Raw genomic sequence first — 18,407 nt, forward strand, 5'->3', positions numbered from 1 at the left:
ATCTTTCCACCACCAGACCATGCGGTCAGCGGTCATATCCGGTATTAGCCCCAATTTCTTGGAGTTATCCCAGAGCCAGGGGCAGGTTGCCCACGTGTTACTCACCCGTTCGCCACTGATCCCCACCGAAGCGGTTCACCGTTCGACTTGCATGTGTTAAGCACGCCGCCAGCGTTCGTCCTGAGCCAGGATCAAACTCTCCGTAGATGATTTGATACCAGCTGAGAACCGCGAGCTGACACTCGCGATATCAATCAACCAAAGGAATCCCAGCCACGACCACAAGAATCGCGGCACGGGGTATTACTTGGCACTGACTTTCGGCACGCTGTTGAGTTCTCAAGGAGCGGACGCGCAGAAACTCGACCCTTCCGGGCTTCGTCCCTGGCTGGATGTCCCACTCTACGCCGGTTTCCAGCAGCCCGTCTAGCGGGGGGCTGGTCCGGCGGCCCTCCCGGGCCGCGCGGCGCAGAGAGAAAGTTACGTGCCCCCGCAGGCCGTGTCAAACGAGCTGCAGGTGACGCGCGCCACGCCCCCCGCCGCCTGGGGTCGGCCCCGTCCAGAGGCTCGCGCCGAGCCTGCGAGGCGTGAGGAGGACGGGGTCCTTCTAGAGCCCCAGGAAGCCCTCGATGCCGACGGTGAGACCGGGCCGCCGCCCGATCTCCCGGACGGCGAGCAGCACCCCGGGCATGAACGAGGCACGGTCGAACGAGTCGTGCCGCAGCGTCAGCGACTCCCCCGCCGCCCCGAGCAGCACCTCCTGGTGCGCAACCAGACCGGCCAGCCGCACGGCGTGCACGCGCACCCCCTCGACGTCGGTGCCGCGCGCCCCCGGCAGCTCGTCGGTCGTGGCGTCGGGCGCCGGAGGGAGCCCGGCCGCGCGGCGCGCCGAGGCCACCAGGCGCGCGGTCCGCACCGCCGTCCCCGAGGGGGCGTCCACCTTGTTCGGGTGGTGCAGCTCGACGACCTCCACGGACGGGAAGAAGCGAGCCGCCTCCTGGGCGAAGCGCATCAGCAGGATCGCCCCAATGCCGAAGTTGGGGGCGATGACGACCCCGAGCTCCGGCTTCGGCTCGAGCCACTCGGCGACGGTCGCCAGTCGGGCCTCGTCGAACCCGGTGGTGCCCACGACGCAGTGGATGTTGTTGTCGATGCAGAACCGGATGTTGTCCATCACCACGTCGGGACGGGTGAAGTCGACGACCACCTGGGCGCCGGCGTCGGCGACGTTGAACAGCCAGTCGCCGTCGTCCACCATGGCCACCAGCTCGAGGTCGTCGGCGTCGTTCACCGCCCTGACCACCTCGGTGCCCATCCGGCCGCGGGCGCCGAGCACTCCCACCGGGATGAGGGGGGACTCCCCCTCGACGGAGGCGGGCTGCTGGCCGGGCGCGCTCGTGGTCACGCGGTCAGGTTTCCCGGCCCGGCCCCGCGATGCAAGACAGGGCCCCGGTCAGCGCGTCCGCCGGGCGAGGGCGGCCCACGCGAGCAGCCCCACGAGGATCCCCGCGACGTCGGCGACGACGTCGGCGAGGGACATCGAGCGGCCGAGCGGCGTGAGCCCCTGCACCAGCTCGCTGGCCACCGCGTAGGCCACCAGCCCCGTCGCCAGCGGCACCCCCTGCATCCCGGCCCACCGGCCGGTCAGCGCCAGGGCGCCGAAGACGAGCAGGTGGACCGCCTTGTCGGTCCCCGGGGGCGCGGTCGGCACCCCCGAGGCCGGCAGGAAGAGCACGACGACCGAGACCAGCACCGCGAGCGCGAAGGCGGCCTGCGGCAGGGAGGTCCGGGTCGTCGGCATCCGCGAGGTCAGAGCCGGTCGAGGTCCGACTCGCGGTAGGGCCCCACCACGGCCAGGCAGGTCTCCCGGCCGAACAGCTCCCCTGCCACCGACCGGACCTGCGCCTCGTCGACGGACTCGATGCGCGCGAGCACGTCCCGCACCGGGACGTACTCCCCGTAGGACAGCTCGCTCTTGCCCAGCCGGCTCATGCGCGAGCCGGTGTCCTCCAGCCCGAGCACCAGCCCGCCCTTCAGCTGACCGCGCGCCCGGGCCACCTCCTCGGTGGTGAGCCCCTCGGCGGCGACCCGCCCGAGCTCCTCCCGCACCAGGCGGAGCACCTCGGGCACGCGCTTCTTGGAGCAGCCCGCGTAGACGGAGAAGGCGCCCGCGCCGGCGTAGTGGGTGAGCGCCGACCCGACGCTGTACACCAGCCCGCGCTTCTCCCGGATCTCCTGGAACAGCCTCGAACTCATGCCACCTCCGACGGCGGCGTCCAGCACGGCGGCGACGTACCGGCGCTCGTCCAGGCGCCCCATGGCGGGCGTGCCGAGCAGCAGGTGGGTCTGCTCCGTCCGGCGCGAGATGAGCCCGGCCGGCCGCGCGGGCCGCTCGAGCGCCACGTCGCCGGTGCGCAGCGGCGCGGGACGGGCCGCACCGGAGAGCCGGTCGCCGAATGCCGCCGTCACCAGGTCGAGCACCTGCTGGTGGTCCACCCGCCCGGCCGCGGTCACCACGATCGAGGGCACGGCGTAGCGGGAGCGGTACCAGCCGTCGACGTCCTCCCGGGTGAGCCCCTCGATCGACTCGACGGTGCCCAGGACCGAGCGCCCGAGCGAGGTGTCGCCGTACAACGTCTCGGCGAAGAGGTCGTGGACGGCGTCCGAGGGCTCGTCGTCGCGCATGGCGATCTCCTCGAGCACCACCGTGCGCTCGGACTCCAGGTCCGCCGCCGTGTTGGTCGCCTCGGTGACCAGGTCGGCCAGCAGCGTCACCGCGAGCGGGAGGTCGCTGGCGAGCACGTTGGCGTAGTAGCAGGTGTGCTCCTTGGCGGTGAACGCGTTCATCTCACCGCCGACGGCGTCCATGGCGGTCGCGATCTCCAGCGCCCCGCGCGACGTCGTCCCCTTGAACAGCAGGTGCTCGAGGAAGTGCGAGGCCCCCGCGACGGCCGGCGTCTCGTCGCGCGAGCCCACGCCCACCCAGATGCCCAGGGTCGCCGACAGCACCCCCGGCATCGTCTCGGTGAGCACCCGCAGGCCCCCGGGGAGCTCGGTGCGCTCCACCCGGCCGCCGACCTCGTCGAGGTCCAGCAGCGCGGTCGTCCCGACGGGAACCGGGGTGGGGGCCGCTCCCGGAGAAGCGGCGCCCACCCCGGCCCGGATCAGATCAGTCGTGGTCACTCACCCGCAGGGGCGGACTCGGCCGGGGCCTCGGCGGGGGCCTCGGCGCCGTCGGCACCGTCGGCGGCGACCGGCGCGAGGCTGATCTTGCCGCGGGCGTCGATGTCGGTGATCTCCACCTGCATCTTGTCGCCGACGTTGGCGACGTCCTCGACCTTGCCGATGCGCTTGCCCGCACCGAGCTTGCTGATGTGGACCAGCCCGTCCTTGCCCGGGAGCAGGGAGACGAAGGCGCCGAACGGCGTCGTCTTGACGACCGTGCCGAGGAAGCGCTCGCCGACCTTGGGCATCTGCGGGTTGGCGATGGCGTTGATCCGGTCCACCGCGGCCTGGGCCGAGGGGCCGTCGGACGCGCCCACGTAGATCGTGCCGTCGTCCTCGATCGTGATGTCCGCGCCGGTCTCGTCCTGGATCGCGTTGATCATCTGACCCTTGGGGCCGATCACCGCGCCGATCTTGTCGACCGGGATGCGCACCGTGGTCACCCGCGGGGCGTACGGGCTCATCTCGTCGGGGGCGTCGATGGCCTCGTTCATCACGTCGAGGATGTGCAGCCGGGCGGCGCGGGCCTGGGTCAGCGCCTGGGCGAGCACGTCGGACGGGATGCCGTCGAGCTTGGTGTCCAGCTGCAGCGCGGTGACGAACTCCCGCGTGCCGGCGACCTTGAAGTCCATGTCACCGAACGCGTCCTCGGCACCGAGGATGTCGGTCAGCGCCACGTACTCGGTCCTGCCGTCGACCTGGTCGGAAACCAGGCCCATGGCGATGCCGGCGACCGGGGCCTTGAGCGGCACGCCGGCGTTGAGCAGCGCCAGCGTCGAGGCGCAGACCGACCCCATGGAGGTCGAGCCGTTGGAGCCGAGCGCCTCGGAGACCTGCCGGATCGCGTAGGGGAACTCCTCGCGGTCGGGCAGCACCGGCAGGAGCGCGCGCTCGGCGAGCGCGCCGTGGCCGATCTCGCGCCGCTTGGGCGAGCCCACGCGACCGGTCTCGCCGGTGGAGTACGGCGGGAAGTTGTAGTTGTGCATGTAGCGCTTGCGGTTGTCCGGCGACAGCGTGTCGAGCTGCTGCTCCATGCGGAGCATGTTCAGCGTGGTGATCCCCAGGATCTGGGTCTCGCCGCGCTCGAACAACGCCGAGCCGTGCACGCGCGGGACGACCTCGACCTCGGCCGACAGCGGCCGGATGTCGGTGACGCCGCGGCCGTCGATGCGGACCTTGTCGCGCAGGATGCGCTGCCGGACGACCTTCTTGGTGACGGCGCGGAAGGCGGCCAAGACCTCCTTCTCGCGACCCTCGAACTGGTCGGCGAGCGACGCCTTGACCTCGTCCTTGAGCGCCTCGGTGGCGTCCTCGCGCTCCTGCTTGCCCGCGATGGCCTGCACCTCGCCGAGGCGGGTCAGGGCGGCGGACTCGACGGCGGCGTAGACGTCGTCCTGGTAGTCCAGGAAGCGCGGGAACTCCGCGACCGGCTTGGCGGCCTTGGCGGCCATCGCGCTCTGCGCCTCGCACAGCGCCTTGATGAAGGGCTTGGCGGCCTCGAGGCCCTGGGCCACGACCTCCTCGGTCGGGGCGCTGGCGCCCCCGGCGACGAGCTCGATCGTCTTCTCGGTGGCCTCGGCCTCGACCATCATGATCGCGACGTCGCCGTCCGGGAGCAGGCGACCGGCGACGACCATGTCGAAGACGGCCTCCTGGAGCTCTGAGTGCGTCGGGAAGGCGACCCACTGGCCGCGGATGAGCGCGACCCGGGTGCCGCCGATCGGGCCGGAGAACGGCAGGCCCGACAGCTGGGTCGAGGCCGACGCGCCGTTGATGGCCATGACGTCGTAGAGGTGCTCGGGGTCCAGGGCCATGACGGTGATGACGACCTGGACCTCGTTGCGCAGCCCCTTGGCGAAGGTCGGCCGCAGCGGGCGGTCGATCAGCCGGCAGGTGAGGATCGCGTCCTCGGACGGCCGGCCCTCGCGGCGGAAGAACGAGCCGGGGATGCGGCCCGCGGCGTACATCCGCTCCTCGACGTCGACGGTCAGCGGGAAGAAGTCGAAGTGCTCCTTGGGCTGGCGGCCCGCCGTGGTGGCCGACAGCAGCATGCTGTCGCCCATCGTCACGACGACCGAGCCGGCGGCCTGCTTGGCCAGCCGGCCGGTCTCGAAGGTGATGCTGCGGCTGCCGAAGCTGCCGTTGTCGATGACCGCGGTGGCGGTGGTGACCCCGTCCTCGGGGTCGAACTCGGCAGCGATGCTGCCCTGGGTGGTGGGTGCGGACACGTGTCCTTCTCTCTTCGTCGCATACCGCGACGTTCCTCTTGCGGCGCCTCGCGCCGACCTGCTTCCGGGGCGACCGGTCTTCGATCGAAGCCCTCGGGCGGTGCTGTTCCCCGGAGGTGGGGAACCGATGCGTCCCGGGGGCCACTACCGAGGACCGGCCCTTGGCGGGGCGGTCGGCCGGAGGGCCTCGAACTCGGACGGCGGGTGCCGTACGAGAGAGGGGACCGTCCCGGATCGATCCGGGAGCGGTCCCCTCGACGTGCTAGCGGCGCAGGCCGAGCCGCTCGATCAGCGACCGGTAGCGGTTGATGTCGGTCTTCGCCAGGTAGTTCAGCAGCCGGCGACGCCGGCCCACCAGCAGGAGCAGGCCCCGCCGGCTGTGGTGGTCGTGCTTGTGCGCCTTGAGGTGCTCCGTCAGATCACTGATCCGGCGGGTCAGCATCGCGACCTGCACCTCGGGCGAACCGGTGTCCTTGTCGACCGTCGCGTACTCGGTCATGATCTGCTGCTTCGTCGCGCTGTCGAGCGCCATGGTTCGCCTCCTGGGCGGGTCACGTGTGGCCCCCGGTCTGACTCACGAGGGCAGCGTTCACACAGCCGTGCGTGCACGGCTGGCACGAGACTACCAGCGGTGATCAGCCGGTCGGACCGAGTGGCCGCCGGCCGGGGTGCCGTCCGGAGGACGACGCCGTCACAGGCCCAGCAGCGCCCGGGTGTCGGCCACGTCCTTGGCCATGGCGGCCAGGAGCCCGTCGACGTCGGCGAAGGCGGCCATCGGCCGGAGCCGGTGGGCGAACTCGACGCCGACGTGCTCGCCGTAGAGGTCGCCGTCGTAGTCGAGGACGTAGGCCTCGACCGTGCGGCGGCTGCCCTGGAAGGTGGGGTTGGTCCCCACGGAGATCGCCGCGGGGAACCGTTCCCGGCTGGCCCCGCTGCGCGGGTCGCGGGTGACCAGGTGCCCGGCGTAGACGCCGTCGGCGGGGATGGCGGTGTACGGCGGGGTCTCCACGTTGGCGGTCGGGTACCCCAGGTCGCGGCCGCGGCGGTCACCGCGCACGACGACGCCGTCGACCCGGTGCGGCCGGCCGAGCGCGCGGGCCGCCGGGACCATGTCCCCCGCGGCGACGCAGGCGCGGACGTAGGTCGAGGAGATGGTGACCTCGCCGTCCTCCGAGGCGTCCTGCGCCAGCGACACCCCCTCGACGGCGAAGCCGAAGCGGCGCCCCTCCGCGGTGAGCGAGGAGACCGTGCCGGCGGCGCGGTGGCCGTAGGTGAAGTTCTCCCCCACCACCACCTGCGCGGCGTGCAGCCGCTCGACCAGCACGGTGTGGGTGAAGGTCTCCGGCGGGAGCTTCATGAACTCCGCGGTGAACGGCAGCACGCACATGGCGTCCACGCCGAGGTCGGCGACGAGCTCGGCCTTGCGGTCCAGCGAGGTGAGGATCGCCGGGTGCGACCCGGGCCGCACGACCTCCGCCGGGTGGGGGTCGAAGGTCAGCAGCAGGCAAGGGCGTCGCATGGCCCGGGCCCGCGCGACGGCGGCCCCGATGAGCTTCTGGTGCCCGCGGTGGACGCCGTCGTACATCCCGACGGTGACCACCGTGCGCCCGAGATCACCGGGGGTGGCCTCGAGCCCCCGCCAGCGCAGCACGCGACAACCCCCGCCGCGGTCAGGAGACCTGGTGCAGCCAGCCGTGGGTGTCGGCCACCCGCCCGTGCTGGATGTCGAGCAGCGTCTCGCGCAGCCGCATGGTGATCGGGCCGGGCTCGCCGTCGCCCACGGTGAAGTCGCCGGTGCGGGCGCGGATCTGACCGACCGGGGTGATGACGGCGGCCGTCCCGCAGGCGAAGGTCTCGGTGATCGAGCCGTCGAGCGCGCCGCTGCGCCACTCGTCGAGGGTCACCTTGCGCTCGGTCACCCGGTGTCCGAGCTCCCGGGCGACGGTGATCAGCGAGTCGCGGGTGATGCCCGGCAGCAGGGTGCCGGAGAGCTCGGGGGTGACCAGCTCGGCGTCCTCGCCGGAGCCCAGGACGAAGAACAGGTTCATCCCGCCCAGCTCCTCGATGTAGCGCCGCTCCACGGCGTCGAGGTAGACGACCTGGTCGCAGCCGAGCTCGCTCGCCTGCTGCTGGGGCCGGAGGCTCGCCGCGTAGTTGCCGGCGCACTTCACGTCGCCGGTGCCCCCGGGCGCGGCCCGCACGTAGTCCTCGGAGACGAAGACGGAGACCGGGTGCACGCCGCGCGGGAAGTAGGCGCCGGCGGGGCTCGCGATCACCAGGAAGAGGTACTCGTGCGCCGGGCGGACGCCGAGGAAGGACTCGCTGGCCAGCTGGTAGGGGCGCAGGTACAACGTCTGGTCCGGCCCCGTGGGCACCCACGCGCGGTCGGCGTCGACGAGGGCGTCGACGGCGGCGAGGAACGCCTCCTCGGGCACCGGCGGCATCGCCAGGCGCTCGGCGCTGCGGATGAAGCGCGCCGCGTTGGCCTGCGGCCGGAAGGTGGCCACGCTGCCGTCGGGCTGGGCGTAGGCCTTGAGCCCCTCGAAGATCGACTGGGCGTAGTGCAGGGCGGCGGTGCCGGGGTCCATCGGCAGCGGGCCGTACTGCGTCAGCCGGGCGTCGTACCAGCCGCGGCCGACCTGGTACCGGGCCACGAACATGTGGTCGGTGAAGTAGCGGCCGAAGCCGGGGTCGGCCAGCAGCTCCTCGCGCTCGCTGGTGGAGCGGCGCTGCACGTCCTCCACGACCACCGGCACGCCCTCGACGAACGTCCGGGACGTGGTTCGGCTGTCGGCGAGGGTGTCGGTCATGGCTCCTACCCGGGCGTGCGAGGGAACGGCACCAGCCCGCGGGCGTGCGGGGCCGGTGCCGTCACACTAACCCGGCTCAGGCCCCGTCCTCGTGCTCGCCCTTCGGGCCGGCGGTCTCCAGCACCTCGTAGGTCCAGACGTGCGCCGAGTGCGGCGCGGCCGAGGCGAGGGTGTCACCGCCACCGGAGTGGGCCCGGTCGAAGTCCTGGCCGGACTGCCAGGCCTCGTAGGCCTCGACGCTGCTCCACCGCGTGTACACCAGGTACTGGTCGGTGCCCTCCACCGGCCGCAGCAGCTCGAACCACTCGAAGCCGGGGGTGGTCTCCACGGCTCCGGCGCGCCCGCGGAACCGCTCCTCGAAGCGCTCCTGCTTGTCCTTCGGCACGGTGATCGCGTTGATCTTGACGACGCTCATGGTCGTGCCCTTCCCGGGCGGGGTGGCCGCCAACCGCACGACCACCCCCCGCGTGCGGCAGGCTGGTGCAGGTGAGCGCACCCCGCACCGCAGACCTGGGCTTCGCCCGCCTGGACCTCGACCGCGAGACCCGGACGGGTACGCCCGAGGTCGTGTTCGCGGCCGGCAAGACCCCCGCCCAGACCGTGGCCTGCCTGGCCGCCCTGCTGGAGGGGTCACCGGCGCCGTTCGCCTGGGCCAGCCGGGTCGACGACACCACCGCGGCGGCGGTCCTCGAGCGGTGGCCTGACGCCGTCGTCGACGCGGAGGCGCGGTGCGCCTTCGTGGGCACCCTGCCGGACCCGGTCGGCGAGGTGCTCCTGCTGACCGCGGGCACCTCGGACGGCCCGGTGGCCGCGGAGGTGGCGGCCACGCTGCGCGCGTCCGGCGTGGGCTGCCGCCGGGTGGACGACGTCGGCGTGGCGGGGATCCACCGCGTCCTCGGCGTCGCCCCGGACCTCGGGGCGGCCGACGCCGTGGTCGTCGTCGCCGGCATGGACGGTGCGCTGCCCAGCGTGGTCGCCGGGCTCACCGACCGGCTCGTCGTCGCCGTCCCCACGTCGGTGGGCTACGGCGCCGCCTTCGAGGGGCTGGCCGCCCTGCTGACCATGCTCACCGCCTGCGCCCCGGGGGTGCTCGTCGTCAACATCGACAACGGGTTCGGGGCCGGGGTGGCCGCCGCGCGGATCGTCCGCTCGGCTCAGCGGTAGCGCACGGGGTCGGGCAGCAGCTCGTTCATCGCCCCCGACCGGAAGCCGCGCGGGTCGAGCTCGACCCGGGCGAAGCCGGGGACGGCGGCGTGCAGGTCCACCCGCGCCGCGAGGTCGGCCACCAGCGCGGCGTCGACCTCCACCCGGGCGACGTCGTCGCCGAGGTCGCGCACCCGCAGGTCGCGCACCGGCAGCCCGGCCGCGAGGAGTGCGGTGCGCAACGCGGCCTCCGCGTGCTCCACGCGGGCCAGCCCCGCGGCAGACACCGGCACCCCGTAGGCGATCCGGCTGGCCAGGCAGGCGGCCGCGGGCTTGTCGGCCAGCGGTAGCCCCCAGCGGCGGGCGGCGGCGCGGACGTCGTCCTTGGTGAGCCCGGCCCGCGCCAGCGGCGTCCAGGCGCCGCGCTCGGCCGCCGCGCGGATGCCCGGCCGGAACCCCGCGACGACGTCGTCGGCGTTGGTGCCGGTGACCACGTCGGCGATGCCGAGCCGGTCGGCCAGCGGGCGCAGCACCTCGACCAGCTCGGTCTTGCAGAAGGCGCACCGGTCCCCGCCGTTGGCCCGGTAGCCCTCGCGGGAGAGCTCGTCGGTGCGCGGCCGCTCGTGCCGCACCCCCAGCGACGCGGCGAACTCCCCCGCGCCGGCGAGCTCGGCGGCCGGCAGGCTCGGCGAGACGGCGGTGGCGGCGACCACCCGGCCGGCGCCGAGCGCGCGTACCGCGGCGGCGAGCAGGACGCCGGAGTCGACCCCGCCGGAGAACGCGACGAGCACCCCGGGCAGCGGGCGCAGGAGCGCGTCGAGGTCGGCCAGGCGGGCGTCGAGGGTCACGGTGGCCAGGCTGCCACCGCCTCAGGCCGGCGGGAAGCCGACGACGACGCGCGCCGTGCGACCGGCGTCCTCGACGAGGGCCGCCAGCCGGCCGTCGGGGTCCACGGCGGCGTGCAGCCCGGCCCCCCCGGTCGCGGGGATGCGCTGGCCGTAGCCGAGCGCCCGCGCCTCCTCCGGGGTGAGCGGCCGCTCGGGGAAGACCAGGCGCGCCGCCTCCGTGAGCCCGAGGAACCCGGGCCCGCCGCCGGCGACCAGCGAGGCGGCTGCGTCCTCGACCGTGCCGGACTGCGCGACCGCGAACGGCCCCGAGGCGGTGCGGCGCAGCGCCGTCAGGTGGCCGCCGACGCCCAGCGCCGCGCCCGCGTCGCGGGCGATGGCGCGGATGTAGGTCCCGGCGGTGCACTCGACCGTGACGTCGACGTCCAGCAGGTCCGGCTCCGGCCGGCTGAGGCGGTGCACCTCCAGCCGGTGCACGGTGACCGAGCGGGGGGCGAGCTCGACGGCCTCCCCCGCCCGCACGCGGTCGTAGGACCGACGGCCGTCGACCTTGACCGCGCTCACCGCCGAGGGCACCTGCTGCAGCGGTCCGGTCTGCGCGGCGAGGGCCGCGCGGACGGTGTCGTCGTCGAGGTGCGCCGCGGAGGTGGTCGTGAGCACCTCGCCCTCGCGGTCGTCGGTGACCGTCGCCTGCCCCAGCCGGATCCTGGCCTCGTAGGTCTTGCCGTGCCCGCCGACGTACCCGAGCAGCCGGGTCGCGGTGCCGACGCCCAGGACCAGCAGCCCGGTGGCCATGGGGTCGAGCGTCCCGGCGTGCCCGACCTTGCGCACCGACAGCGCGCGGCGGGCCCGGGCGACGACGTCGTGGGAGGTCATGCCGCCCGGCTTCTCCACCAGCAGCAGTCCGGGCGGGACGTCGGCATCCGGGCGTCGGCTCATTGCTCGACTCCGCCCTCGTTCCGCTCCTCGGTCGCTGGCGCTCCCTGCGATGCTCGCTCGGGCGTCGTTCTCGCGGTGCTCACGGGGCAACCGTCTCAGGCGCGCCCACCCACCGGTCACCCGCCACCCGCACCAGCACCGCGACCAGCCGCAGCACGATGAAGAGCGTGAGCCCGGTCCAGATCCCGGCGAGGCCGAGGTCCAGCGGCCCGGCGAGCAGCGACAGCGGCAGGAATCCGACGAGCGCGGCCGCGATGGTGACGGTCCGCAGGTAGCCGACGTCGCCGGCCCCCATCAGCACGCCGTCCAGGGCGAACACCACCCCCGCCAGCGGCTGGAAGCAGGCGAGGAACCACCAGACGAGGGCGGCCTGCGCCAGCACCGCCGGGTCGTCGGTGAACAGCGGCGGCAGGACGTCCCGCAGCGCGATGAGGACGGCGGCCACGAGGCAACCGGTGGCCAGGCCCCAACCCACGACGCGGCGCGCCGTCGCGCGGGCCTCGTCGGGCCGCCCGGCGCCGAGGGCGTGGCCGACCAGGGTCTGCGCCGCGATGGCGTAGGCGTCGAGCACCAGGGCGAGGAAGAAGAAGAGCTGCAACGCGATCTGGTGGGCACCCAGGGCCGCCGTCCCGGCCCGCGCGGCAACCCCGGCGGCGACCAGGAAGGACAGCTGCAGCACCGCCGCCCGCAGCAGCAGGTCGCGGCCGATGACCAGCTGCCGCACGATCGCCCGCGGGTGCGCGCCCCAGTCGGCGCCCTCGCGCAGCAGCGCCCGCACGAAGAGGGCGGCGGTGAGCGCCTGCCCGGCGACGTTCGCCACCGCCGAGCCGACCAGGCCCAGCCCCACCGGGTGCACGAGCAGCGGGCAGAGGACGAGGCTGAGCAGGCTGCCCGCGACGACGTAGCGCACCGGGCGGCGCAGCTCCTGGACACCGCGCAGCCAGCCGTTCCCGGCCAGCGACACCAGCAGCAGCGGGGCCCCGAGCGAGGCCACCCGCAGCCAGCCCTCCCCCGCCTCCGCGACCGGCCCCGCGCCCCCGGCGAGGACCCGGGTCAGCGGCCCGGCCAGCAGTTGGAAGAGGGCGAGCACGAGCACCCCCAGGGCGAGCGCGAGCCAGGTCGCCTGCACGCCCTCCTCGACCGCGCCGGCCCGGTCACCGGCGCCGGCGCGGCGGGCGGCGCGCGCGGTCGTGCCGTACGCCAGGAAGTTCAGCAGCGCGGCTGCCCACGCCAGCAGGCCGCCACCGACGGCGAGCCCACCGAGCGCGACCGTGCCCAGGTTGCCGACGACGGCGGTGTCCACGAGGAGGTACAGCGGCTCGGCCGCGAGGACGACGAGCGCCGGGGCGGCGAGGGCGAGGACGGACGGGGAACCGGATCGCGGGGGCCGGACGCCTACCGATCCGGTTCCCGGATCCGGCTCAGCGGCCTGATCGGCCCCGGTGCGGGGGCCCACGCCTAGCCGGCGAGGCGTGGGGGGCACCGAGATCCTCCTACGCACCTGGTCGCGGTGGCCGGCCCGCGGCCGACAGATCGCAGAGCTCCCGGCGCAGCGCCGCGACGGTGCCCTCGCGGTCGAGGTGCGAGGTGTACCCAGCGGCCGCCCGGTGCCCGCCGCCGCCGAGCGCCGTCGCGACCCGCGCGACGTCGCTCCCCCCGCGGGACCGCAGGGAGACCGACCAGGACCCGTCGTCCTGGCCCTTGAGCACGCAGGCGACGTCCGCCTCCTGGGTCGAGCGGACGACGTCGACCAGCGCCTCGAGCTGTTCCCCGGGCAGGCCGTGCTCGGCCGCCTCGGCGGTGCTGGACCACGTCCACACCAGCCCGGCGCCCACCTCCGGCTCGAGCACCGCGCGCCCGGCGACGACCGAGAGCAGGCCGAGCCAGCCGAAGGGGGCCGTGTCGAACAGCCGGCGGCTGATCGCGGCGTGGTCGATGCCCGTGGCGAGCAGTCGCGCGGCGAGCTCGTGGGTCTCCGGCCGCGTGCTGCCGAACCGGAAGGAACCGGTGTCGGCGGCGAGCCCGGCGTACAGGCAGGTGGCCAGCTGGGCGTCGAGCGCCACGCCGAGGCCGTCGAGGAGGTCGGCGACGAGGGTGACCGTGGCGGGGGCGGCCGGGTCCACGAGCCGCAGGTGGCCGAAGCCGGGGTTGCTGGCGTGGTGGTCGACGACCACGGAGGTGCCGGCGCGGTCGAGCAGCGGAGCCAGCTCGCCGAGGCGCCCCGGGGAGGCCGCGTCGAGGCTGACGAAGACGTCCGGGGACGAGGGGACGGCGCCCGAGGGCACCAGCCCCTCCGCGCCGGGGATCCATCCGAGCGACGCCGGGAGGGTGAACGGGCCCGGGAAGGTGGCGAGCACCCGGGCACCGCGCCGGCGCAGCCCCTCGGCGAGCGCCAGGGTGCTACCGAGGGCGTCGGCGTCGGGTTGGACGTGCCCCGAGAGGACCACGGTCGCCCGCGCATGCGCCGCCTCGGCGAGCACGGCGGCGGCCGACCTCGTGGCGGTGGTGAGGTCCGGGACCGCACCGCCGCCGGGGTTGGCGGGGGTCACCCCGCGGGGTCGGGGTCGGCGACCCGGCCGCCCTGGTGCTCGGTGATGTCGCCGCCGCCCACGGGATAGCCCGGGCCGCCGTCGTCCGGCTCGTCCTCCGCGATGCTCGGCGCCTCCCCGATCTCGCCGCGCTTGCCGCCCTGGGTGGGGTCGCCGGCGTCGGGGGCCGGGCGGCCGCCGAACTCCGAGCGGCCGTGACCCTCGTCGGGCAGGTTCGGGTCGGGGTCGTTCTCGCTCACAGCGCACTCCTCGTCCGGGGCGTCAGGTCCTCGCCGCTGTCATCGGCAGCCCCGTCGCCGGCGGGGCCGTCGTCGTCCTCGTCCTCCGCTGGGCGGCGGTAGGGATCTGGCTCGCCGGCGTAGCTGGCGCCCTCGCGGGCGCGGGCCAGCTCCGCGTCGGCGTGCCGGGCGCGCTCCAGCGCCTCCTCGAGCTCGCGCGCGGTGTCGGGGACGATGTCGGCGACGAAGGTCAGCGACGGGACGAACTTGATCCCGGTCTGCCGGCCGACCGTGGAGCGGAGCACCCCGGTGGCGCTGGTGAGCGCCTTGGCCGAGTCGGCGACCTGCGTCTCGTCGCCGTAGACGGTGTAGAAGACCGTGGCCTCGCGGAGATCGCTGGTCACCCGGGCGTCGGTGACGGTCACCATGCCCAGCCGGGGGTCCTTGATCTGGGACTCGATCGCCGCGGAGACGATCTGTCGGATGCGCACCGCCAGCTTGCGGGCGCGGGCCGGATCGGCCATCAGGGACCTCCTTGGGACTGCCAGGTCGCTACCTGGGTGGGTCGGGCGGCCTCGTCGCAGGGCCCGCCCCCGAGCTTGCGAGGGGGTGGAGGGCGACGAGGTCCTCAATCGGTGTCGCTGACGAGCTGCCGGTGCGTCGACAGCAGGGTCACCTCCGGCCGCTCGGCCAGCAACCGCTCGCAGGCGTCGAGGACGTCGGAGACCTGGGCGGCGTCCCCCGCGACGGTGGCGACCCCGATCTGCACGCGGCGGTGCAGGTCCTGGTCACCGACCTCCGCAGCTGCGACGGCGTACCGCCTCCGCAGCTCGGCCACGATCGGCCGGACGACCGACCGCTTGCCCTTGAGCGAGTGCACGTCGCCCAGCAGCAGGTCGGCGGTGAGCGCGCCGGTGAACACTAGAAGGACCCTCCTGCCCCCCACCGCTCGCGAGCTCGCGCCGGAACCCTGCAGGAGGGCCGTTCCAGCACGTCACCCGCTCGCAGTGGGGGGCAAGGGATCATCTGGTTCAGTCGCGCGGCTTCTCGCGCAGCTCGAAGGTCTCGATCACGTCGTCGACCTTGATGTCGTTGTACGACCCCAGGCCGATACCGCACTCGTAGCCCTCGCGGACCTCGGTCGCGTCCTCCTTGAACCGGCGGAGGGACTCCACCGACAGGTTGTCAGCGACCACGGCACCGTCACGGATCAGGCGCGCCTTGGAGTTGCGCACGATCGTGCCGCTGCGGACCAGCGAGCCGGCGACGTTGCCGACCTTGGGCACCCGGAAGACCTCGCGGACCTCCGCCGTGCCCAGCTGGACCTCCTCGTAGATCGGCTTGAGCATGCCCTTGAGCGCGGCCTCGATCTCGTCGATCGCCTGGTAGATGACCGTGTAGTACCGGACGTCCACCCCCTCGCGGTTGGCGAGCTCGGTGGCCTGGCCCTCGGCCCGGACGTTGAAGCCGAGGACGATGACGTCGTCGGCCAGCGCCAGGTCGATGTCGCTCTTGGTGATGCCGCCGACGCCGCGGTGGATGACCCGCAGCGAGATCTCGTCGTCGACCTCGATCTTCATCAGCGCCTCTTCGAGCGCCTCGACGGTGCCCGAGTTGTCGCCCTTGATGATCAGGTTGAGCTGACGGTTCTCCTTGAGCGCCGCGTCGAGGTCCTCCAGGCTGATCCGCTTGCGCATCGAGGCGTTCTGCGCGTTGCGGATGCGGGCCTGGCGGCGGTCGGCGATCTGCCGGGCGACGCGGTCCTCGTCGACGACGAGGAAGGTGTCGCCGGCGCGGGGCACCGAGGTGAGACCCACGACCTGCACGGGGCGGGCCGGCAGGGCCTCCTTCAGCTTGTTGCCGTGCTCGTCGAGCAGCGACCGGACGCGGCCGTAGGCGTCGCCGGCCACGATCGAGTCGCCCTGGCGCAGCGTGCCGCGCTGGACGAGCACCGTGGCGACGGGGCCACGACCCTTGTCCAGCTTGCCCTCGATGACCACGCCCTGCGGGTCCTGCTCGGTGTTCGCGCGCAGGTCCAGCGAGGCGTCGGCGGTGAGGAGCACCGCCGCGAGCAGGTCGTCGAGGCCCTGCCGGGTGATCGCCGAGACGTCGACGAACATCGTGTCGCCGCCGTACTCCTCGGCGACCAGGCCGTACTCGGTGAGCTGCTGGCGGATCTTGGCGGGGTTGGCCCCCTCCTTGTCCACCTTGTTCACCGCGACCACGATCGGGACCTCGGCGGCCTGGGCGTGGTTGAGCGCCTCGACCGTCTGCGGCATGACGCCGTCGTCGGCCGCGACGACCAGGATCACGATGTCGGTGACCTTCGCGCCGCGGGCACGCATCGCCGTGAACGACTCGTGGCCCGGGGTGTCGATGAAGGTGACGGGACGCTCGTTGCCGTCCAGCTCGGTGACGACCTGGTAAGCGCCGATGTGCTGGGTGATGCCGCCGGCCTCGCGGGCCACGACGTTCGCGTCGCGGATCGCGTCCAGCAGCTTGGTCTTCCCGTGGTCGACGTGACCCATGACGGTCACGACCGGCGGACGGGCGGACCAGTCCTCCTCGTCGCCCTCCTCGTCACCGAAGGTGAGGTCGAAGGTCTCGAGCAGCTCGCGGTCCTCGTCCTCGGGGCTGACGACCTGGATGACCCAGCCGATCTCGGCGCCGAGCAGCTGCAGCGTCTCGTCGTTGACCGACTGCGTGGCGGTCACCATCTCGCCCAGGTGGAACAGGGCGGTGACCAGCGCGGCCGGCTGCGCGTTGATGCGCTCGGCCAGGTCGGTCAGCGAGGCGCCACGGGGCAGCCGGACGGTCTGCCCGTTGCCGCGCGGCAGGCTGACGCCGCCCATGCTGGGCGCCGCCATGGAGTCGAACTCCTGACGCCGCTGCTTCTTGCTCTTGCGCCCGCGGACCGGACCCCGGCCGCCGGGACGCCCGAAGGCACCGGCCGTACCGGCACCCGAGCCACCGCGACCACGGCCACGACCGCCGCCACCGCCGCGGAAGCCACCGCCGGCGGGCGCGCCGGCGCCGGGAGCGCCACCGCCACCGCCGGGACGGAAGCCACCGCCACCGCCACCGCCACCGCCGGGACCACCCGGACGACCGCGACCGGCACCGCCAGGCCCACCGCCCGGTCGGCCGCCACCGGCGGGTCGGGGCGGCATCATGCCGGGCGAGGGGCGCTGCGGCATCATGCCCGGGTTCGGGCGCGGACCGCCGGGACCGGCCGCCGGACGGGGACCACCGGCACCGGCGCCGGGACGGGGACCGCCCGGACCGGGGCGCGGACCACCCGCACCGGGCGCCGGACGGGGGCCGCCCGCGCCGGGCGCGGGACGGGGACCACCAGCGGGGCCCGGACGCGCGCCACCGGCCGCGGGGCCGGGACGCGGCGTGCTGCTGAAGGGGTTGTTGCCCGGGCGCGGAGCCGGCCGCGGGCCGGGACGCGGACCACCCGGGGCAGCGCCACCGGCGGGAGCCGGCCGGGATGCCGCGGGACGGGGAGCGGACGGCTGCTGCACCGGGGCCCCAGGAGCCTGCGCGGCCGGGGCCTGTGCGGCCGGGGCCTGCGGAGCCGGGGCCTGCGGAGCCGGGGCCTGCGGAGCCGGGGCCTGCGGAGCCGGGGCCTGGGCGGCCGGGGCCTGCGGGGCGGGCGCCGCGGGGCGCGGACCCGGACGGGGTCCGGGAGCGGCCGGGCGGGACGGGGCCGACGCCGCCGGGGCCTGCGGAGCAGCAGGGGCCTGCGGGGCGGCCTGCGGCGCCGGAGCGGCGGGACGGGGAGCGGGCGCGCTCGGGCGCGGGGCAGCGGCCCCGTCGTTGCCGCCGCCGGTGGCGGCGCCGAGCGCCTCGCGCAGCCGCCGGGCCACGGGGGCCTCGACGGTGGAGGACGCGGACTTCACGAACTCGCCCTGCTCCTTGAGCTTGGCGAGCACGGTCTTGCTGTCGACACCGAACTCCTTGGCGAGTTCGTGTACGCGGGCTTTGCCTGGCACGGGTCTCCTCTTGGTGAGGCCGGCGGCTTGCCCGCTCGACCTCGTCGTTAGTGGCGCATGGTCATCGTGAGAACTTCACGGCTGAGTCATCCGACGGTGTCCTGTCGACGTGCGGACCGGCCTGGTGCCGACCCGACTGTGCAGTGCTGTCGCCCTCTCCCGGCCCGGCCCCGGCGACCTCCGCGGAGGCGCCCAGGACGTGGGCCCGGAGCGGACCGACCTCCACGGGGGCGCTGGTGCGCAGCGCCCGCGGGAAGGCCCGGCGTCGCTCCGCTGCGCGCAGGCACTCCGCCGTCGGGTGCAGCGAGGCACCGCGACCGGGGAGCCGCCGCCGCGGATCGGGAACCAGGTTCCCGTCCACGACGACCACGCGCAGCAGGTCATCGACCGAGGTTCGCTTCCGGCACCCCACGCAGGTGCGGACCGGATCCGACTTTTCGGCCACCCGTCAC

General features: G+C 74.3%; 18 protein-coding genes, 1 rRNA gene and 1 pseudogene. 1 reads left to right on the plus strand and 19 read right to left on the minus strand.

All coding sequences use genetic code 11. The features are described 5' to 3' along the window. The 9 genes from ACI79P_RS00005 to ACI79P_RS00045 form a co-directional block, all read right to left on the minus strand. A 16S ribosomal RNA gene (locus ACI79P_RS00005) occupies positions 1-207 on the minus strand; the annotation flags it as partial. Positions 208-607: 400 nt separating this feature from the next. Continuing rightward, on the minus strand, positions 608-1,405 hold the full coding sequence (dapB, locus tag ACI79P_RS00010) for a 4-hydroxy-tetrahydrodipicolinate reductase (RefSeq protein ID WP_456578991.1): 798 nt from the start codon (positions 1,403-1,405) through the stop codon (positions 608-610). A 48-nt stretch (positions 1,406-1,453) separates the two neighbouring features. Beyond that, positions 1,454-1,801 (minus strand): VanZ family protein, encoded by a 348-nt coding sequence (locus ACI79P_RS00015; RefSeq protein ID WP_456578992.1) that lies wholly within the window; start codon positions 1,799-1,801, stop codon positions 1,454-1,456. An 8-nt stretch (positions 1,802-1,809) separates the two neighbouring features. After that, positions 1,810-3,183 (minus strand): M16 family metallopeptidase, encoded by a 1,374-nt coding sequence (locus ACI79P_RS00020; protein ID WP_456578993.1) that lies wholly within the window; start codon positions 3,181-3,183, stop codon positions 1,810-1,812. Beyond that, complete coding sequence (locus ACI79P_RS00025) at positions 3,180-5,453, minus strand: polyribonucleotide nucleotidyltransferase (protein ID WP_456578994.1); 2,274 nt, start codon at positions 5,451-5,453, stop codon at positions 3,180-3,182. The genes ACI79P_RS00020 and ACI79P_RS00025 overlap by 4 nt, the downstream gene beginning before the upstream one ends. Before the next feature lie 262 nt (positions 5,454-5,715). Next, complete coding sequence (gene rpsO / locus ACI79P_RS00030; RefSeq protein WP_456578995.1) at positions 5,716-5,985, minus strand: 30S ribosomal protein S15; 270 nt, start codon at positions 5,983-5,985, stop codon at positions 5,716-5,718. 159 nt (positions 5,986-6,144) lie between these two features. Continuing rightward, positions 6,145-7,104, minus strand: coding sequence for a bifunctional riboflavin kinase/FAD synthetase (locus tag ACI79P_RS00035; protein WP_456578996.1), 960 nt, complete (start codon positions 7,102-7,104; stop codon positions 6,145-6,147). A 19-nt stretch (positions 7,105-7,123) separates the two neighbouring features. After that, positions 7,124-8,263 carry a branched-chain amino acid aminotransferase gene (locus ACI79P_RS00040; RefSeq protein ID WP_456578997.1) on the minus strand — a complete coding sequence of 380 codons (1,140 nt, stop codon included), beginning with the start codon at positions 8,261-8,263 and terminating at the stop codon, positions 7,124-7,126. Between the two features lie 76 nt (positions 8,264-8,339). Continuing rightward, on the minus strand, positions 8,340-8,678 hold the full coding sequence (locus ACI79P_RS00045) for an antibiotic biosynthesis monooxygenase family protein (protein WP_456578998.1): 339 nt from the start codon (positions 8,676-8,678) through the stop codon (positions 8,340-8,342). A gap of 71 nt (positions 8,679-8,749) precedes the next feature. On the opposite strand from ACI79P_RS00045, the gene larB reads away from it, so the two are divergent. Beyond that, positions 8,750-9,427, plus strand: a complete 678-nt coding sequence (gene larB / locus ACI79P_RS00050) for a nickel pincer cofactor biosynthesis protein LarB (RefSeq protein ID WP_456578999.1) — start codon at positions 8,750-8,752, stop codon at positions 9,425-9,427. On the opposite strand, the gene larE is transcribed toward larB, so the two are convergent. The 10 genes and pseudogenes from larE to ACI79P_RS00100 form a co-directional block, all read right to left on the minus strand. Beyond that, positions 9,418-10,254, minus strand: coding sequence for an ATP-dependent sacrificial sulfur transferase LarE (gene larE, locus ACI79P_RS00055; RefSeq protein WP_456579000.1), 837 nt, complete (start codon positions 10,252-10,254; stop codon positions 9,418-9,420). The two genes, larB and larE, sit on opposite strands and share 10 nt — an antisense overlap. A 21-nt stretch (positions 10,255-10,275) precedes the next feature. Further along, positions 10,276-11,190, minus strand: a complete 915-nt coding sequence (gene truB, locus ACI79P_RS00060; protein ID WP_456579001.1) for a tRNA pseudouridine(55) synthase TruB — start codon at positions 11,188-11,190, stop codon at positions 10,276-10,278. A 79-nt stretch (positions 11,191-11,269) separates the two neighbouring features. After that, the gene (locus tag ACI79P_RS00065; RefSeq protein WP_456579002.1) at positions 11,270-12,673 is read right to left on the minus strand and encodes an MATE family efflux transporter; all 1,404 of its coding nucleotides are present in this window, start codon (positions 12,671-12,673) and stop codon (positions 11,270-11,272) included. Positions 12,674-12,683: 10 nt separating this feature from the next. After that, complete coding sequence (locus tag ACI79P_RS00070; RefSeq protein WP_456579003.1) at positions 12,684-13,739, minus strand: DHH family phosphoesterase; 1,056 nt, start codon at positions 13,737-13,739, stop codon at positions 12,684-12,686. After that, complete coding sequence (locus ACI79P_RS00075; protein WP_456579004.1) at positions 13,736-13,978, minus strand: hypothetical protein; 243 nt, start codon at positions 13,976-13,978, stop codon at positions 13,736-13,738. Before ACI79P_RS00075 ends, ACI79P_RS00070 begins: the two co-directional genes overlap by 4 nt. Next, positions 13,975-14,481, minus strand: coding sequence for a 30S ribosome-binding factor RbfA (gene rbfA / locus ACI79P_RS00080; protein ID WP_456579005.1), 507 nt, complete (start codon positions 14,479-14,481; stop codon positions 13,975-13,977). Before rbfA ends, ACI79P_RS00075 begins: the two co-directional genes overlap by 4 nt. A gap of 104 nt (positions 14,482-14,585) precedes the next feature. Next, positions 14,586-14,879, minus strand: a complete 294-nt coding sequence (locus tag ACI79P_RS00085; RefSeq protein ID WP_456579006.1) for a DUF503 domain-containing protein — start codon at positions 14,877-14,879, stop codon at positions 14,586-14,588. 109 nt (positions 14,880-14,988) lie between these two features. Continuing rightward, positions 14,989-16,824: a translation initiation factor IF-2 gene (infB, locus tag ACI79P_RS00090; RefSeq protein WP_456579279.1), complete on the minus strand. Its 1,836-nt coding sequence runs from the start codon at positions 16,822-16,824 to the stop codon at positions 14,989-14,991. A gap of 987 nt (positions 16,825-17,811) precedes the next feature. After that, positions 17,812-17,955 (minus strand): annotated as a pseudogene (locus ACI79P_RS00095) (translation initiation factor IF-2 N-terminal domain-containing protein); the annotation flags it as partial. A gap of 61 nt (positions 17,956-18,016) precedes the next feature. Next, positions 18,017-18,400, minus strand: a complete 384-nt coding sequence (locus ACI79P_RS00100) for a YlxR family protein (protein ID WP_456579007.1) — start codon at positions 18,398-18,400, stop codon at positions 18,017-18,019. Positions 18,401-18,407: the final 7 nt, after the last annotated feature.

It is taken from the genome of Blastococcus sp. SYSU DS0510, assembly GCF_054050835.1.

Excerpts from the sequence above, each read along its gene's own strand:
- ACI79P_RS00015 (WP_456578992.1), bottom strand. The coding sequence starts at position 1,801 with ATGCCGACGACCCGGACCTCCCTGCCGCAGGCCGCCTTCGCGCTCGCG.
- rpsO (WP_456578995.1), bottom strand. The coding sequence starts at position 5,985 with ATGGCGCTCGACAGCGCGACGAAGCAGCAGATCATGACCGAGTACGCG.
- ACI79P_RS00040 (WP_456578997.1), bottom strand. The coding sequence starts at position 8,263 with ATGACCGACACCCTCGCCGACAGCCGAACCACGTCCCGGACGTTCGTC.
- ACI79P_RS00045 (WP_456578998.1), bottom strand. The coding sequence starts at position 8,678 with ATGAGCGTCGTCAAGATCAACGCGATCACCGTGCCGAAGGACAAGCAG.
- truB (WP_456579001.1), bottom strand. The coding sequence starts at position 11,190 with ATGAGCCGACGCCCGGATGCCGACGTCCCGCCCGGACTGCTGCTGGTG.
- rbfA (WP_456579005.1), bottom strand. The coding sequence starts at position 14,481 with ATGGCCGATCCGGCCCGCGCCCGCAAGCTGGCGGTGCGCATCCGACAG.
- infB (WP_456579279.1), bottom strand. The coding sequence starts at position 16,824 with ATGGCGGCGCCCAGCATGGGCGGCGTCAGCCTGCCGCGCGGCAACGGG.